The sequence below is a fragment of the Escherichia sp. MOD1-EC6842 genome (genome assembly GCF_002965705.1).
GTDB classification, from domain to species: Bacteria; Pseudomonadota; Gammaproteobacteria; order Enterobacterales; family Enterobacteriaceae; genus Escherichia; species Escherichia ruysiae.
Window position 1 is genome coordinate 175,026 of the sequence record NZ_PTRF01000006.1, and the last position, 16,380, is coordinate 191,405.

General features: G+C 52.7%; 13 protein-coding genes. 6 read left to right on the plus strand and 7 right to left on the minus strand.

Annotated elements, in window-relative coordinates; all coding sequences use genetic code 11:
* Window positions 1-67 precede the first annotated feature (67 nt).
* From A7Z29_RS09685 to A7Z29_RS09705, 5 genes are read right to left on the minus strand one after another with little or no spacing between them, the layout of a single operon-like run.
* Window positions 68-1,399, minus strand: coding sequence for an MFS transporter (locus A7Z29_RS09685; RefSeq protein WP_001183199.1), 1,332 nt, complete (start codon window positions 1,397-1,399; stop codon window positions 68-70).
* Between the two features lie 58 nt (window positions 1,400-1,457).
* Window positions 1,458-1,745 carry a ferredoxin-like protein FixX gene (gene fixX, locus A7Z29_RS09690; RefSeq protein WP_000203741.1) on the minus strand — a complete coding sequence of 96 codons (288 nt, stop codon included), beginning with the start codon at window positions 1,743-1,745 and terminating at the stop codon, window positions 1,458-1,460.
* On the minus strand, window positions 1,742-3,028 hold the full coding sequence (locus tag A7Z29_RS09695; protein WP_105290143.1) for an FAD-dependent oxidoreductase: 1,287 nt from the start codon (window positions 3,026-3,028) through the stop codon (window positions 1,742-1,744). The genes fixX and A7Z29_RS09695 overlap by 4 nt, the downstream gene beginning before the upstream one ends.
* 50 nt (window positions 3,029-3,078) lie before the next feature.
* Window positions 3,079-4,020 carry an electron transfer flavoprotein subunit alpha/FixB family protein gene (locus A7Z29_RS09700; RefSeq protein ID WP_032224383.1) on the minus strand — a complete coding sequence of 314 codons (942 nt, stop codon included), beginning with the start codon at window positions 4,018-4,020 and terminating at the stop codon, window positions 3,079-3,081.
* A 14-nt stretch (window positions 4,021-4,034) separates the two neighbouring features.
* Entirely contained in the window at window positions 4,035-4,805 is a 771-nt protein-coding gene (locus A7Z29_RS09705; protein ID WP_105290144.1) for an electron transfer flavoprotein FixA, read from the minus strand.
* A 472-nt stretch (window positions 4,806-5,277) separates the two neighbouring features.
* Here A7Z29_RS09705 and caiT point away from each other — a divergent pair, with 472 nt between their 5' ends.
* The 6 genes from caiT (at window position 5,278) to caiE (ending at window position 12,369) form a co-directional block, all read left to right on the plus strand.
* Complete coding sequence (caiT, locus tag A7Z29_RS09710; protein WP_032224380.1) at window positions 5,278-6,792, plus strand: L-carnitine/gamma-butyrobetaine antiporter; 1,515 nt, start codon at window positions 5,278-5,280, stop codon at window positions 6,790-6,792.
* Between the two features lie 30 nt (window positions 6,793-6,822).
* Window positions 6,823-7,965: a crotonobetainyl-CoA dehydrogenase gene (gene caiA, locus A7Z29_RS09715; protein ID WP_000347117.1), complete on the plus strand. Its 1,143-nt coding sequence runs from the start codon at window positions 6,823-6,825 to the stop codon at window positions 7,963-7,965.
* 70 nt (window positions 7,966-8,035) lie between these two features.
* Complete coding sequence (gene caiB, locus A7Z29_RS09720; RefSeq protein WP_105290145.1) at window positions 8,036-9,253, plus strand: L-carnitine CoA-transferase; 1,218 nt, start codon at window positions 8,036-8,038, stop codon at window positions 9,251-9,253.
* A gap of 72 nt (window positions 9,254-9,325) precedes the next feature.
* Entirely contained in the window at window positions 9,326-10,879 is a 1,554-nt protein-coding gene (gene caiC / locus A7Z29_RS09725; RefSeq protein WP_032224378.1) for a crotonobetaine/carnitine-CoA ligase, read from the plus strand.
* A 108-nt stretch (window positions 10,880-10,987) separates the two neighbouring features.
* Window positions 10,988-11,773, plus strand: coding sequence for a crotonobetainyl-CoA hydratase (gene caiD, locus A7Z29_RS09730; protein WP_000004395.1), 786 nt, complete (start codon window positions 10,988-10,990; stop codon window positions 11,771-11,773).
* 5 nt (window positions 11,774-11,778) lie between these two features.
* On the plus strand, window positions 11,779-12,369 hold the full coding sequence (caiE, locus tag A7Z29_RS09735; RefSeq protein ID WP_085460304.1) for a carnitine operon protein CaiE: 591 nt from the start codon (window positions 11,779-11,781) through the stop codon (window positions 12,367-12,369).
* Between the two features lie 118 nt (window positions 12,370-12,487).
* On the opposite strand, the gene caiF is transcribed toward caiE, so the two are convergent.
* Both caiF and carB read right to left on the minus strand, forming a co-directional pair.
* The gene (caiF, locus tag A7Z29_RS09740) at window positions 12,488-12,883 is read right to left on the minus strand and encodes a carnitine metabolism transcriptional regulator CaiF (protein ID WP_000333116.1); all 396 of its coding nucleotides are present in this window, start codon (window positions 12,881-12,883) and stop codon (window positions 12,488-12,490) included.
* Window positions 12,884-13,143: 260 nt separating this feature from the next.
* Window positions 13,144-16,365, minus strand: coding sequence for a carbamoyl-phosphate synthase large subunit (gene carB, locus A7Z29_RS09750; protein ID WP_001126394.1), 3,222 nt, complete (start codon window positions 16,363-16,365; stop codon window positions 13,144-13,146).
* Window positions 16,366-16,380 lie beyond the last annotated feature (15 nt).

A 16,380-nucleotide genomic window follows, 5' to 3' on the forward strand; every position in this document is an offset into this window, starting at 1 on the left:
GTAGTCACATATTCACGCGGCTTATAGTCAATAATATTGATTCAGAAAAGAGAGAATTCTGAATAAATTACCCCGCTCGCTGCCTGCGGATCGTCATATTGCTGGTCTGCGCCAGTGACATCCCACGGGTTTCCGGGGCAAACGCTACGGAAATCAACAAGCCAAACAGCGAGATCCCCGCCCCCATTAGCATCGTGTTACTGATACCGTAATTATTGATAAAGATCGGCAGTGCCCAGGTCGAAACAATGGTGCCAATACGGCTTAAGGACATAATCACGCCCACGGCAGAGGCGCGAATATCTGTCGGGAAGAGTTCATTAGGATAGAGCCACTGCAAATTACCCGGCCCGCCAGAAAAAAAGGCATACACCGCAAAGGCCATTACTACCAGCCAGATCCCCATATCCGGGATCAGCCCTAAAACCGCCAGCGCCAGCGTCATCATGGCAAAACTGCCAATCAACAATGGACGCCGTCCGGCAGTGTTTAACCACAGCATCGGCGGAATACAGCCGAGCATAAAGAACAGGCTAATCACCACATTCCCCAGTGCCGCGTTTTTGCCAACACCCAATCCCAACAAACCAACGATTTGCGGGCCAAAGGTGTAGATGGCGAACATTGGGATCACCTGGCAGGTCCAGATGGCGGCAACAAACAGGACAAAAGGAAAATGGCGGCGATTAAACAGATCGCGAAAACGGGTTTGCTGCGGCTGCTCTTCATCGAAAGCCACCGGTTCGCCAAACAGTTTGATCATCATCTCTTCGCACTCTTTTACTCGCCCTTTGCGTAACAACCAGCGGGGAGATTCAGGCAGTTCGAATCGACCAATCAAAATCAACAAACAGGGGATCGCCGCGCTGCCCAACATCCAGCGCCAGCCACCTTCCACATCATAAAGCCAGTAGCCAACCAGATCGGCACAGGTTGCGCCGACATACCACATGGCAGCAATAAAGCTGATGGAAAACGCCCGCTGACGGGTGCTGGAGAACTCGGTGATCATCGAGGTGGCGATGGGATAATCCGCGCCGATGACAATGCCGATGAGTACCCGCATCACCAACAGTTCGACGGGGGATGAGACAAACATCGTCGCCACCGATATCACGCCAATGGCGATAATATCAATGAGGAACATTTTGCGCCGTCCAACTTTATCGGAGATATAACCAAACAGCGATGTGCCGACGAACAGCCCGGCGAGCGTTCCCGCGCCCAGCAAGCCAATCCAGTCTGCATCCAGTTTCAGTGCCGGAGTCAGTTGCTCCAGCGCCACGCCAATCATTACCAATACATAACCATCCAGAAACGGCCCACCGCTTCCCCACAGCAAAATGCGGCGGTGAATAGAGGAGAATTTAAGATCGTCAAAGTTTCTGGACGGTTGCATGGATTATTCCTGTTTTTTTGCAATGAGAGTCAGTACGGCGTTACGTATCAAACCAACATCAGCCGTAACGGAACTCCACACCAAAGGTGCCGCGCGGGTATTCCCACTGTTCCAGCGCCGACCCCAGCCCCAGAATGCGACAGGTGCCGCACTCCAGACATCCGGCGTAATCGAAGCGCACACTGCCGTCATCCTGCTTCTTGTACAGACCTGCGGGGCACGCTTTCACCAGCAGCTCCAGCGCCTGTTTATCGGCATCGGCCTTCACAACGATGTGCGGATGCTCTTCATCGACATTGAATTTATTGACGCCCAGTTTGACGTCCACATTGACGGGAGAAGTCATAAAACGGTCACTCCTTTCATGCCATCCTTGATTAGATTGATGAAGCCCACTTTCTTACCGTGGCGGAGGATTTTCTTGCGCATCAGTTCCGGCGCGCTGCCGTCAATGGTGAACAGGTCACGCGCCACGCCCACCGCCAGTTCCGGGTAGCCGCTAAACATGCGTGGGTTATCAAGGAACGCTGGTAGTTTTTGGTACATGCGCATATCGCGCAGCGGGCCACTCTCCAGATGCTGACGATATTCCACCAGTTTTTGCTTACCAAAATCGTCGCTTTTCATCGCTGAAAGCACGGTTTTTGCTGCTGCTTCCCCGGCGGCAATCGCCAGATCCATACCGCGAATGGTAAAACCGAGGTTCATACACATTCCGGCGGCATCACCGGCAATCAGCACGCCGTCACCGACCAGTTCCGGCAGCATGTTGATGCCCGCTTCCGGCACGACGTGAGCAGAATATTCCACCAGCTTGCCGCCCGCGATCAGCGGTGCAACTGCCGGATGTTGTTTGAAATCTTCCAGCATTTGCGGCACCGATTTTTTCGCGTCATGCAGATGATGCAGGCCGCAAACCAGCCCCAGCGACAGGGTATTTTCATTGGTATAAAGGAAACCGCCGCCCATCAGGCCATCGGTGGGGGAACCCGCAAATAAGCAGGCCGCGCCCTGATTACCCTGCAACTGAAAACGGTCTTCGATAACTGACTTCGGTAACTCGATCAGTTCCTTCACGCCAACCGCCACATCCGTCGGTTTGACGCGTTTTGCCATCCCCAGCTTTTCGGCAAGGATGGAGTTCACCCCGTCGGCAAGGATCACCGTCTTCGCTTCAATTACATCGCCATCGGCTTCTACACCGACGACTTTACCATCGCGCTGTACGAGGTTATCGACACGAATCCCGGTAATTAACTGCGCGCCCGCTTCTTCGGCTTGCTCCATTAACCAGGCATCAAATTTACTGCGCAAAACAGAGTAAGAACGCTGGGATGGCGAGGTTTCGTCACCGTTGCAGTAGTCCATAGTCATCGCTGACTTTTCCGTCATAAACGCGAGTTTTTCATGGGTAATCAGGCGTTCTACGGGGGCGGATTCGGCGAAACCTGGAATAATGTGTTCCAGACTGTGGGCATAGAGACGCCCGCCGGTGACGTTCTTGGCACCTGCGGAATTGCCACGCTCGATAACTAACACTTGCGCCCCTTCGCGGGCGAGCACCAGTGCGGCAACCGAACCGGCAAGTCCTGCACCGACGATGATGGCGTCAAAGATATCTTCGGACATAAGAGCTCCCTGTCAGCGGCAGGGCCGAAATGCAGCCCTGCCAGAGTGGATCAACGCGCTAAAGCTGCGGTCAGCGCCGGAAGGATCTTCACGGCGTCGCCAACAATGCCGTAATCCGCGTACTGGAAGATCGGCGCATTTTTATCTTTATTGATGGCGAAAATGGTTTGCGACGCGTTAGCGCCAACCATGTGCTGGATCTGCCCGGAGATCCCCACAGCCAGGTACAGTTCAGGTTTCAGCATCAGGTTGGAGATACCGACATAGCGTTCGTGCTCCATCCATTTTTCGTTTTCTGCCACCGGACGAGAACAGGCCAACTCCGCACCTATCGCCTTGCAAAGCTGTTCTGCCAGCGCAATGTTCTCTTTGCTGCCAATACCGCGACCGACGCTGACCACCAGGCGGGCTTTGTCGAGATCGACGCTGTTGCTCTGGCGCGCCTGGGTTGCCGTGCGGGTAATCGCCACAGCCGGAGCCTGCCACTCCACGGTGTGCGTTTCGCCAGTACGTGACGCGTCTGGCTGAGCCGCATCGAACGTGCCGCTGCTGATGGTCAGTACCGCATACGGCGTGACAATGCGTTCTTCGCCAATCGCCAGACCACCGTAAACCATGTGTTTCACTGTCGCTTTACCGTCCAGCACGCTGACGGTGCTAGCATCGTTAGACACCGCCGCTTTAAGGCGATAACCCAGTTTTGCCGCCAGTAATTTGCCGCGACGGGTGTTTGGCAACAGCACCAGACCGTCTGCGCCGTGCTGGCGAATAGTGTCAGCCATGACACCGGCGTAATCTTCGATCATCCGATCGTCCGGTTTGCCGTTTAATTTCCAGACATGATTAGCGCCGAGCTGGATTGCCTGTGCGCCGTCGGCATCATTGAGGACAAAGGTGTTGATTTGATTAGCTAAAGCCTGCGCACCGTTCATCAGTTCCGGCAGACGAGAAGGGGTATCGCTGAATACCCAGACTTGAGAAAACGTGTTCATAGCATCCCCTGTAATTAAATGACTTTGCGAAGATTTTCAGCAAATGCGGCGATCTGTTCTTCGCCGTCGCCTTCAATCACGATGCGCTGACGCTCGCGCTGTTTCGGCGCGGCAACCTGTTGTTCTGACCAGGCTGCCTCTGCGTTAAAACCGATATCCGCCGCCGACCATACCTGGACTGGCTTTTTCGCCGCGCCGAGAATGGCTTTCATCGAAGGAATTTGTGGGGAGTTGATATCAGTGGAAACAGCAACAACCGCAGGCAGCGGAATGCTTAAGGTTTCGGTTTCATCTTCCAGTTCGCGCTCAACGGTGAGGGTATCTGCCGTCAGGGAGAGGATTTTGCCCACGCCATTAACTGCCGGAATATTGAGGATTTCGCCCACCAGCAAACCAACCTGCTGGGCATAAAGGTCGGAAGAACCATCGCCGCAGAGGATCAGATCAAAGCCTGCTTTCTGGGCAGCCGCAGCCAGTACGGTCGCAGTTTGTTGCGGCAGTGCCTGCTCGAACTGATCATCAATCACTACAATCAGTTCATCCGGGCCGCGCGACAACACATCTTTACGCCCTTTGGCGTTGGTCAGGGCTTTACCACCCACACTTAAGGCCGTCACCTGCGCCTCTGCCGCCTGTTGTTTTAACTGGCAAGCTGCTTCAATAGCGTTGAGATCGTATTGGCTTATTTTGGCATCGGCTTTGCTGAAGTCTAATGAACCATCAGCATTATTGATCGCAATATCCTGTTCATCAGGCACGCACTTATAGCAAGTAATAATCTTCATTGCATCTCCAGAAATCATGAAGGAAACGTCGTTCATATCGGTGGTGTTAATTACAGATATCACGCCCTTTAATTTGGAAATAAAACTTTAATCACCAATATTGAAAATGTCACACGCAGATAAATCCAACTTTCAATATTGTTAAGTCCCTCACCAATATTGAAAACATGGCGTAGCAAAAAGAAATTTTCAATATTGTTTTATGGATCACCAATATTGAAAGTCAGATGCTATTTTTTTACGCACAACCAAACATAACTAATTGATTAATAAATAATATTAACATCAAAAGCTCTTGTTTTTACCCGATAGAAAAATGTGATTCAAATCACAGAATGCAGCCAATTGAATACCCATTATGAGTTAGCCATTAACGCGTTTACGAGGTTAATAATAATTATATTAAATGTTAACAAAAATAAAACAAACGGGAACGCAAAATAAATATTCGTTTTCACAGTGGAATTAACTCATGAAAGATAAAAAGAGAAAAACGGGAATAGAACCGAAGGTATTCTTTCCGCCGTTAATAATCGTTGGCATACTTTGCTGGCTTACAGTCAGAGATCTGGATGCGGCGAATGTCGTTATTAATGCTGTATTCAGTTACGTCACCAATGTATGGGGATGGGCATTTGAATGGTATATGGTGGTGATGCTTTTCGGCTGGTTCTGGCTGGTGTTTGGCCCGTATGCCAAAAAGCGTTTAGGTAACGAACCGCCTGAATTTAGTACCGCCAGTTGGATCTTTATGATGTTCGCCTCCTGTACGTCTGCTGCCGTACTGTTCTGGGGCTCTATTGAGATCTACTACTACATCTCCACCCCGCCGTTTGGCTTAGAACCTAACTCAACCGGCGCGAAAGAGTTAGGGCTGGCTTACAGCTTGTTCCACTGGGGACCTCTGCCGTGGGCCACTTACAGCTTCCTTTCAGTCGCCTTCGCTTACTTCTTCTTTGTCCGCAAAATGGAAGTGATTCGCCCCAGCTCCACCCTGGTGCCGCTGGTAGGTGAAAAACACGCCAAAGGGTTGTTCGGTACTATTGTCGATAACTTCTATCTCGTCGCCTTGATCTTCGCGATGGGCACCAGTCTCGGCCTTGCCACACCGCTGGTGACCGAGTGTATGCAGTGGTTGTTTGGCATTCCGCATACCCTGCAACTGGACGCCATCATCATTACCTGCTGGATTATCCTCAACGCCATTTGCGTCGCCTGCGGCCTGCAAAAAGGGGTACGTATCGCCAGTGATGTGCGTAGCTACCTGAGCTTCCTGATGCTGGGTTGGGTGTTTATCGTCAGTGGTGCCAGCTTCATCATGAACTACTTCACCGACTCGGTGGGGATGTTGCTGATGTATCTGCCGCGCATGTTGTTCTATACCGATCCTATCGCCAAAGGCGGCTTCCCGCAGGGCTGGACGGTTTTCTACTGGGCATGGTGGGTGATTTACGCTATCCAGATGAGTATCTTCCTGGCGCGTATTTCCCGTGGTCGTACCGTGCGTGAACTGTGCTTCGGCATGGTGCTGGGGCTGACAGCCTCCACCTGGATCTTGTGGACCGTGCTTGGTAGTAACACTTTGCTGTTGATAGATAAAAACATCATCAACATTCCGAACCTGATCGAACAGTACGGTGTGGCGCGCGCCATCATCGAAACCTGGGCCGCTCTGCCGCTCAGCACCGCCACCATGTGGGGCTTCTTCATTCTTTGCTTTATTGCCACCGTTACGCTGGTTAACGCCTGCTCTTATACCCTGGCGATGTCCACCTGCCGCGAAGTACGCGACGGCGAAGAGCCGCCGCTGCTGGTGCGTATCGGCTGGTCAATTCTGGTTGGCATTATCGGCATTGTTCTGCTGGCGCTCGGCGGCCTGAAACCGATTCAAACCGCCATTATCGCCGGAGGATGCCCGCTGTTCTTCGTCAACATTATGGTGACGCTCTCCTTTATTAAAGACGCGAAACAGAACTGGAAAGATTAATTAACCCCCAAAATATCAAGAGGTTGAAAGATGGATTTTAATTTAAATGATGAGCAGGAACTGTTTGTCGCCGGTATCCGTGAACTGATGGCCAGTGAAAACTGGGAAGCCTATTTTGCCGAGTGCGACCGTGACAGCGTCTACCCGGAACGATTTGTTAAAGCACTGGCGGATATGGGTATCGATAGCCTGCTGATCCCCGAAGAACACGGTGGTCTGGACGCAGGATTCGTCACCCTCGCCGCCGTGTGGATGGAACTGGGGCGTCTGGGGGCGCCAACCTACGTGCTGTACCAGTTGCCGGGTGGGTTTAACACCTTCCTGCGCGAAGGCACACAAGAGCAGATCGACAAGATTATGGCGTTCCGTGGCACGGGTAAGCAGATGTGGAACTCAGCGATTACCGAACCGGGCGCGGGCTCCGACGTGGGTAGCCTGAAAACGACTTATACCCGTAGAAATGGTAAGATTTATCTTAATGGTAGTAAGTGTTTTATTACCAGCAGCGCCTACACCCCGTACATCGTGGTGATGGCGCGCGACGGTGCTTCTCCGGACAAACCTGTCTACACCGAATGGTTTGTTGATATGAGCAAACCGGGCATCAAAGTGACCAAACTTGAAAAGCTCGGTCTGCGTATGGATAGCTGCTGTGAAATCACCTTTGACGACGTGGAACTGGACGAGAAAGACATGTTCGGTCGGGAAGGTAACGGCTTTAACCGCGTGAAAGAAGAGTTCGACCATGAACGTTTCCTGGTAGCCCTCACCAACTACGGTACGGCGATGTGCGCCTTTGAAGATGCGGCGCGCTACGCCAATCAGCGAGTGCAGTTTGGCGAGGCTATTGGTCGTTTCCAGTTGATTCAGGAAAAATTCGCCCACATGGCGATCAAATTAAACTCCATGAAAAACATGCTGTATGAAGCAGCGTGGAAAGCAGACAACGGCACCATCACCTCTGGCGATGCTGCGATGTGCAAATACTTCTGCGCCAATGCGGCATTTGAAGTGGTGGACAGCGCAATGCAGGTGCTGGGCGGCGTCGGGATTGCGGGTAACCACCGCATCAGCCGCTTCTGGCGTGACCTGCGTGTAGACCGCGTCTCCGGGGGATCTGACGAAATGCAGATCCTGACGCTGGGTCGTGCGGTGCTGAAGCAATACCGCTAAGTCCGTGCGCTGCCTGATAGGGCGTTTGTCGCGTCTTATCAGGCATAACCAAATTTTTCAGGAGCAAATAATGGATCATCTACCCATGCCGAAATTCGGACCGCTGGCCGGATTACGGGTTGTCTTCTCCGGTATCGAAATCGCCGGACCGTTTGCCGGGCAAATGTTCGCAGAATGGGGGGCGGAAGTTATCTGGATCGAGAACGTCGCCTGGGCCGACACCATTCGCGTTCAACCGAACTACCCGCAGCTTTCCCGCCGCAATTTGCACGCACTGTCGTTAAATATCTTCAAAGATGAAGGTCGCGAAGCGTTTCTGAAATTAATGGAAACCACCGATATCTTCATCGAAGCCAGTAAAGGCCCAGCCTTTGCCCGCCGTGGCATTACTGATGAAGTCCTGTGGCAGCACAACCCGAAACTGGTTATCGCTCACTTGTCCGGTTTTGGTCAGTACGGCACCGAGGAGTACACCAACCTTCCGGCCTATAACACCATCGCCCAGGCCTTCAGTGGCTACCTGATCCAGAACGGTGATGTTGACCAGCCAATGCCTGCCTTCCCCTATACCGCTGACTACTTCTCCGGCCTGACCGCCACCACGGCGGCGCTGGCGGCACTGTATAAAGTGCGCGAAACCGGAAAAGGCGAAAGCATCGACATCGCCATGTATGAAGTGATGCTGCGCATGGGTCAGTACTTCATGATGGATTACTTCAACGGCGGCGAAATGTGCCCGCGTATGACCAAAGGGAAAGATCCCTACTACGCCGGTTGCGGTCTGTACAAATGCGCCGACGGCTACATCGTGATGGAACTGGTGGGTATTACTCAGATCGCAGAGTGCTTTAAAGATATTGGCCTTGCGCATCTGCTTGGTACACCGGAAATCCCGGAAGGCACTCAGCTTATCCACCGTATCGAATGCCCTTACGGCCCGCTGGTTGAAGAGAAACTCGATACCTGGCTGGCAGCACACACCATCGCGGAAGTAAAAGAACGCTTTGCCGAACTGAATATCGCCTGTGCCAAAGTACTGACCGTACCGGAACTGGAAAGCAATCCACAGTATGTGGCTCGCGAATCAATCACTCAGTGGCAAACGATGGATGGTCGCACCTGCAAAGGGCCGAACATCATGCCGAAATTCAAAAATAACCCCGGCCAAATCTGGCGCGGAATGCCATCGCACGGCATGGACACGGCTGCCATTTTGAAAAATATCGGCTACAGCGAAAACGACATTCAGGAGTTGGTCAGCAAAGGTCTGGCCAAAGTTGAGGATTAAACGCGTGGCGTAGGTCGGGTTACCCGACTAGCGCCCGCTCAATAACAAACGAACAAAATGGATAGAGGTGCAATGGATATCATTGGCGGACAACATCTACGTCAAATGTGGGACGATCTGGCGGACGTTTACGGTCATAAAACGGCGCTGATTTGTGAATCCAGCGGCGGAGTCGTTAACCGGTACAGTTATCTTGAGTTAAATCAGGAGATTAACCGCACGGCAAACCTGTTTTATACGCTGGGGATCCGCAAAGGCGACAAGGTCGCGCTGCATCTGGACAACTGCCCGGAATTTATCTTTTGCTGGTTCGGGCTGGCAAAAATTGGCGCGATTATGGTGCCGATTAACGCCCGCCTGCTGCGCGAAGAAAGTGCGTGGATCCTGCAAAACAGCCAGGCGTGCCTGCTGGTGACCAGTGCGCAATTCTATTCCATGTATCAACAGATTCAGCAGGAAGATACTACGCAGCTACGGCACATTTGCCTGACCGATGTGGCGCTTCCCGCTGATGATGGCGTCAGTTCGTTTACTCAACTGAAAGAGCAACAACCTGCCACCTTGTGCTATGCGCCGCCGCTATCGACCGACGATACGGCGGAAATTCTCTTTACCTCCGGCACCACCTCCCGACCGAAAGGGGTGGTGATTACCCATTACAATCTGCGCTTCGCCGGATATTACTCCGCCTGGCAGTGCGCCCTGCGTGACGATGACGTCTACCTGACGGTAATGCCTGCATTTCATATCGATTGCCAGTGCACTGCGGCGATGGCGGCGTTTTCTGCCGGAGCCACCTTTGTGCTGGTCGAGAAATACAGCGCCCGCGCCTTCTGGGGACAGGTACAGAAGTACCATGCCACCGTTACCGAATGTATTCCGATGATGATTCGTACGTTGATGGTGCAGCCGCCTTCTGCGAACGACCGACAACACTGCCTGCGGGAAGTGATGTTTTATCTCAACCTGTCGGAGCAGGAAAAAGACGCTTTTTGTGAACGCTTCGGCGTTCGTTTGCTGACGTCTTATGGGATGACGGAAACCATCGTTGGCATTATCGGCGACCGTCCTGGCGATAAACGGCGCTGGCCGTCGATTGGCCGGGCGGGATTTTGCTACGAAGCGGAGATCCGCGACGATCACAATCGTCCGCTCCCGGCGGGAGAGATCGGCGAAATCTGCATTAAAGGCGAACCGGGGAAAACCATCTTCAAAGAGTACTTTCTCAACCCGCAAGCCACCGCCAAAGTCCTGGAAGCCGATGGCTGGCTTCATACTGGCGATACCGGATACCGCGACGAAGAGGGCTTTTTTTATTTCGTCGATCGTCGCTGCAACATGATCAAACGCGGTGGCGAGAATGTTTCCTGCGTGGAGCTGGAAAATATCATCGCCACCCATCCGAAAATTCAGGATATCGTGGTTGTTGGTATTAAAGATTCTATTCGCGATGAAGCTATCAAGGCCTTTGTGGTGCTGAATGAAGGTGAAACATTGAGCGAGGAAGAATTTTTCTGCTTCTGTGAACAAAATATGGCGAAATTTAAAGTGCCTTCTTATCTGGAGATCAGAAAAGATCTGCCGCGTAATTGCTCGGGGAAAATAATCAGAAAGAATCTGAAATAAACATAATGGCAGGGAATTATCCTGCCAGCTAATAATCACGCTCTAAAAATAAATGCATTCTTTGCAGGGATGTTGTCGTCCCTGAAAAAATAAAAATGGAGAAAAGGAATGAGTGAATCATTACATCTGACCCGCAATGGATCAATTCTGGAAATTACCCTTGATCGTCCAAAAGCCAATGCTATTGATGCAAAAACCAGCTTTGAGATGGGCGAAGTATTTCTTAATTTCCGTGACGATCCGCAATTGCGCGTCGCTATTATTACCGGAGCCGGAGAGAAATTCTTTTCCGCCGGCTGGGATTTAAAAGCGGCAGCAGAAGGCGAAGCGCCGGATGCTGATTTCGGGCCAGGCGGATTTGCTGGGTTAACCGAAATTTTCAATCTCGATAAACCGGTTATCGCAGCCGTGAACGGCTACGCCTTTGGCGGCGGCTTTGAACTGGCGCTGGCGGCAGATTTTATTGTTTGTGCCGATAATGCCAGCTTCGCCCTGCCGGAAGCCAAACTGGGTATTGTCCCGGACAGCGGCGGCGTGCTGCGTCTGCCGAAGATCCTGCCACCTGCCATCGTCAATGAAATGGTGATGACCGGCAGACGAATGGACGCAGAAGAGGCGCTGCGTTGGGGGATAGTCAACCGCGTGGTTAGCCAGACCGAACTGATGGATAACGCCCGCGAACTGGCGCAGCAGCTGGTTAACAGCGCCCCGCTGGCGATTGCGGCACTGAAAGAGATCTATCGCACCACCAGCGAAATGCCGGTTGAAGAGGCATATCGCTATATTCGCAGCGGTGTGTTGAAAAACTATCCCTCAGTTCTGCATTCGGAAGATGCCATTGAAGGGCCGCTGGCGTTTGCTGAGAAGCGCGATCCGGTGTGGAAAGGGCGTTAATAACCGTGAGCTATTACGCCTTTGAGGGATTAATTCCGGTGGTTCACCCGACGGCGTTTGTCCATCCCAGTGCGGTATTGATTGGCGATGTAATTGTGGGAGCCGGTGTCTACATCGGCCCCCTCGCCTCGCTGCGTGGTGATTACGGACGACTGATTGTGCAAGCGGGAGCCAATATTCAGGATGGCTGCATTATGCATGGCTACAGCGATACTGACACCATTGTCGGGGAAAACGGTCATATCGGTCATGGCGCTATCCTGCATGGCTGTGTGATCGGTCGTGATGCATTGGTCGGGATGAACAGCGTGATTATGGATGGCGCGGTCATTGGTGAAGAGAGCATTGTTGCCGCCATGAGCTTTGTCAAAGCAGGCTTTCGCGGCGAGAAACGCCAGTTGTTGATGGGCACGCCAGCCCGTGCCGTGCGCAGCGTCAGCGATGACGAGTTGCACTGGAAGCAATTGAATACCAAAGAGTATCAGGATCTTGTCGGGCGCTGCCATGCAGCGTTACATGAAACGCAACCGTTGAGGCAAATGGAGGAAAATCGTCCCCGTTTGCAGGGGACGACGGATGTGACGCCAAAGCGGTAACATCATCGGATGCGGCGTAAACGCCTTATCCGACCAACCAGGAGCGCAACCGTAGGCCGGATAAGATGCGCCAGCATCGCATCCGGCAACCAGGCCGCACGGTATCAACGAAATTAAATTAACGACGCATACTCTTCGACAACATCATCTGCCACTTCTGCTCACGGTTAAGTTCTGTGAGCGGGACGGCAGGAATACGCGGCGTCTTTCTTACGCCGACTAATTTTTCCCGGCTGTTATTGCGCAGGCGCGCGTAAATTTGCTCATCAATATCGACCACTTTAACCAGTCGCTGGCACTGACATCCCCGCCCTTCCAGCTTATTAGGGATCATCTTAACTTCGCAGCTTATTTCTGCGACTTCCGACAGAATATAAGTTAGGGTATTAATCGCCTTGCTGTGTTCAATATCGAAATGAATAGAGATCTCTCTTGCTATCACCCAGCGATTTTCAGCCATCATCCATTCGGCGATTAACAAATAGAGTGGTTTTTCAACATATCCTTCACACATACGAACTCCAGTTTCACAAATTAAAAGTCTGGCTATGACTCGTTTTGAAGCAATCAAACAAGGCCATATTAAAATTGTGGATATATCGATAGTATGCAACTTCCCTGTCAATAAGTGTGAGCTAAATCCTGCTTACATCATCAAAAATAGAGTTTCCCGGAAAGATTATCCTTACTGGTAAAAAAAACGGTTCTCATCAGAGAACCGTATTAGTTATTCGATCAAATTGGCGGATAAAAAATATCTGCCATGACACGCTATTATTTGATCTGCGCGTGCATTTCCTGTACCGAAATAACTTTTTCGGTCGCATCTGCATTCAGTGCCATCGCGGTAGCAAAACCGCCGTTCAGGGTGGTGTCGTAATGTACTTTATATTGCAGCGCGCTGCGACGAATCACGCGGGAGTCTTCAATCGCGCGACGACCTGACGTGGTGTTGATGATGTAGGTATATTCGCCATTCTTAATACGATCCTGAATGTGCGGACGACCTTCATGCACTTTGTTCACCAGACGTGGATTAATACCCGCTTCGCCCAGCACAATCGCCGTACCGTGGGTCGCATCCAGCTCGAAGCCCTGTTTCAGCAGTTTTGCCGCCAGATCAACCACGCGTTCTTTGTCGCCTTCACGCACGGAGAGCAGCGCACGACCGTGTTTCTTCATGGTGGAGTTACTACCCAGTTGCGCTTTAGCAAACGCTTCAGCGAAGGTGCGACCGACGCCCATCACTTCCCCGGTGGAGCGCATTTCTGGCCCTAACAGCGGGTCAACGCCGGGGAATTTGTTGAACGGCAGCACCACTTCTTTCACCGAGTAGTACGGCGGGATAACTTCTTTAGTTACGCCCTGCTCAGCCAGCGATTTCCCTGCCATCACGCGCGCCGCCACTTTTGCCAGCGGTACACCGGTGGCTTTGGAGACGAACGGAACGGTACGCGCCGCACGCGGGTTAACTTCAATCAGGTAGACTTCGTTGTTTTTCACTGCAAACTGCACGTTCATCAGGCCGCGTACCTGCAATTCGAAGGCCAGTTTCTGCACCTGCTGGCGCATCACATCCTGAATTTCCTGGCTCAGTGTGTACGCAGGCAGAGAACACGCGGAGTCGCCGGAGTGCACGCCTGCCTGCTCGATGTGCTCCATGATGCCGCCAATCAGCACCATTTCGCCGTCGCAGATGGCGTCCACATCAACTTCTACCGCGTCATCAAGGAAATGATCCAGCAGCACCGGCGCATCGTTAGAGACACTCACCGCCGTCTGGAAGTAACGGCGCAGGTCGGCTTCATCGTAGACGATTTCCATCGCCCGACCGCCGAGAACGTAAGATGGGCGCACCACCAGCGGGTAGCCAATCTCTTTCGCCTTCTCAACCGCCATTTCAATAGCGGTAACGGTAGCGTTCGCCGGTTGTTTCAGTTTCAGACGGTCAACCGCGTGCTGGAAGCGTTCACGGTCTTCTGCACGGTCGATGGCATCCGGGCTGGTGCCGATAACCGGCACGCCAGCGGCTTCCAGTGCGCGCGCCAGTTTCAGCGGGGTCTGACCGCCATACTGAACGATAACGCCTTTCGGCTTCTCAATACGCACGATTTCCAGCACATCTTCCAGGGTTACCGGCTCAAAGTAGAGACGGTCGGACGTGTCGTAGTCGGTAGAGACAGTTTCCGGGTTACAGTTAACCATAATGGTTTCGTAACCGTCTTCGCGCAGCGCCAGCGAGGCGTGTACGCAGCAGTAGTCGAATTCGATACCCTGACCGATACGGTTCGGGCCGCCGCCGAGCACCATGATTTTTTCACGGTCAGTAGACGGATTCGCTTCGCACTCTTCTTCATAAGTGGAGTACATGTAAGCGGTGTCGGTAGCAAACTCTGCCGCACAGGTATCCACACGTTTGTAGACCGGATGTAGGTCATACTGGTCGCGCAGCTTGCGGATTTCCGCTTCACGCACGCCCGCCAGTTTTGCCAGACGCGCATCAGCAAAGCCTTTGCGTTTCAACTGGCGCAGGAAGTCAGCGTTCAGGCCTGTGATGCCCACTTCTGCCACTTTCTCTTCCAGACGCACCAGCTCTTCAATTTGCACCAGGAACCAGCGATCAATGTTGGTCAGGTTGAAAACGCCGTCTACAGACAAGCCCGCACGGAAGGCATCGGCGATGTACCAGATACGCTCTGCGCCAGCATCTTTCAGTTCGCGGCGGATTTTGGTCAGGGCTTCCGGGTCGTCGAGGCTCACTTTCGGGTCGAAGCCGGTCGCACCCACTTCCAGGCCGCGCAGGGCTTTTTGCAAGGACTCCTGCTGCGTGCGACCAATCGCCATCACTTCGCCAACCGATTTCATCTGGGTGGTCAGACGGTCGTTCGCACCGGCGAATTTCTCGAAGTTGAAGCGAGGAATTTTAGTAACCACGTAGTCGATGGACGGTTCGAAGGAAGCCGGAGTACGCCCGCCGGTGATGTCGTTCATCAGCTCGTCAAGGGTGTAACCCACCGCCAGTTTCGCCGCCACTTTGGCAATCGGGAAGCCGGTGGCTTTCGATGCCAGCGCCGAAGAACGCGACACACGCGGGTTCATTTCGATAACAATCAGGCGACCGTTTTTCGGGTTAACCGCAAACTGAACGTTGGAACCGCCAGTTTCAACGCCAATTTCACGCAGTACCGCCATCGAGGCGTTACGCATGATTTGATATTCTTTGTCGGTCAGCGTCTGGGCTGGCGCCACGGTGATGGAGTCACCGGTGTGGATGCCCATCGCATCGAAGTTTTCGATAGAGCAGACGATGATGCAGTTGTCGTTTTTATCACGCACCACTTCCATCTCGTACTCTTTCCAGCCGATCAGCGACTCATCAATCAGCAACTCTTTGGTCGGGGAGAGATCCAGACCACGGGCGCAAATTTCTTCAAACTCTTCGCGGTTATAGGCGATACCGCCACCACTACCGCCCATAGTAAAGCTAGGTCGAATGATGCACGGGAAGCCAACTTCAGCGGCAACCGCCAGCGCCTCTTCCATAGTATGTGCGATACCAGAACGCGCGGTTTCGAGGCCGATTTTCTTCATCGCCACGTCGAAACGGCGGCGGTCTTCTGCTTTATCAATCGCGTCGGCGGTAGCACCAATCATGGTGACGCCGAACTCTTCCAGCACGCCCTGACGCTCAAGCTCAAGCGCACAGTTCAGCGCCGTCTGACCGCCCATCGTTGGCAGCACCGCATCCGGACGCTCTTTTTCAATAATCTTACGTACCACTTCCCAGTGAATCGGCTCTATGTAGGTCGCATCAGCCATTTCCGGGTCGGTCATGATGGTCGCCGGGTTGGAGTTCACCAGAATGACGCGGTAACCCTCTTCGCGAAGGGCTTTACATGCTTGCGCGCCAGAGTAGTCAAACTCACACGCCTGACCGATAACAATCGGGCCCGCACCCAGAATCAGGATACTTTTTATATCTGTACGTTTTGGCATGGCTCTTTTACTCCT

What these genes read in the sequence shown, in the direction of transcription:
- A7Z29_RS09685 (WP_001183199.1), bottom strand. Translation starts at nt 1,399, where the DNA reads ATGCAACCGTCCAGAAACTTTGACGATCTTAAATTCTCCTCTATTCAC.
- fixX (WP_000203741.1), bottom strand. Translation starts at nt 1,745, where the DNA reads ATGACTTCTCCCGTCAATGTGGACGTCAAACTGGGCGTCAATAAATTC.
- A7Z29_RS09695 (WP_105290143.1), bottom strand. Translation starts at nt 3,028, where the DNA reads ATGTCCGAAGATATCTTTGACGCCATCATCGTCGGTGCAGGACTTGCC.
- A7Z29_RS09700 (WP_032224383.1), bottom strand. Translation starts at nt 4,020, where the DNA reads ATGAACACGTTTTCTCAAGTCTGGGTATTCAGCGATACCCCTTCTCGT.
- A7Z29_RS09705 (WP_105290144.1), bottom strand. Translation starts at nt 4,805, where the DNA reads ATGAAGATTATTACTTGCTATAAGTGCGTGCCTGATGAACAGGATATT.
- caiT (WP_032224380.1), top strand. Translation starts at nt 5,278, where the DNA reads ATGAAAGATAAAAAGAGAAAAACGGGAATAGAACCGAAGGTATTCTTT.
- caiA (WP_000347117.1), top strand. Translation starts at nt 6,823, where the DNA reads ATGGATTTTAATTTAAATGATGAGCAGGAACTGTTTGTCGCCGGTATC.
- caiB (WP_105290145.1), top strand. Translation starts at nt 8,036, where the DNA reads ATGGATCATCTACCCATGCCGAAATTCGGACCGCTGGCCGGATTACGG.
- caiC (WP_032224378.1), top strand. Translation starts at nt 9,326, where the DNA reads ATGGATATCATTGGCGGACAACATCTACGTCAAATGTGGGACGATCTG.
- caiD (WP_000004395.1), top strand. Translation starts at nt 10,988, where the DNA reads ATGAGTGAATCATTACATCTGACCCGCAATGGATCAATTCTGGAAATT.
- caiF (WP_000333116.1), bottom strand. Translation starts at nt 12,883, where the DNA reads ATGTGTGAAGGATATGTTGAAAAACCACTCTATTTGTTAATCGCCGAA.
- carB (WP_001126394.1), bottom strand. Translation starts at nt 16,365, where the DNA reads ATGCCAAAACGTACAGATATAAAAAGTATCCTGATTCTGGGTGCGGGC.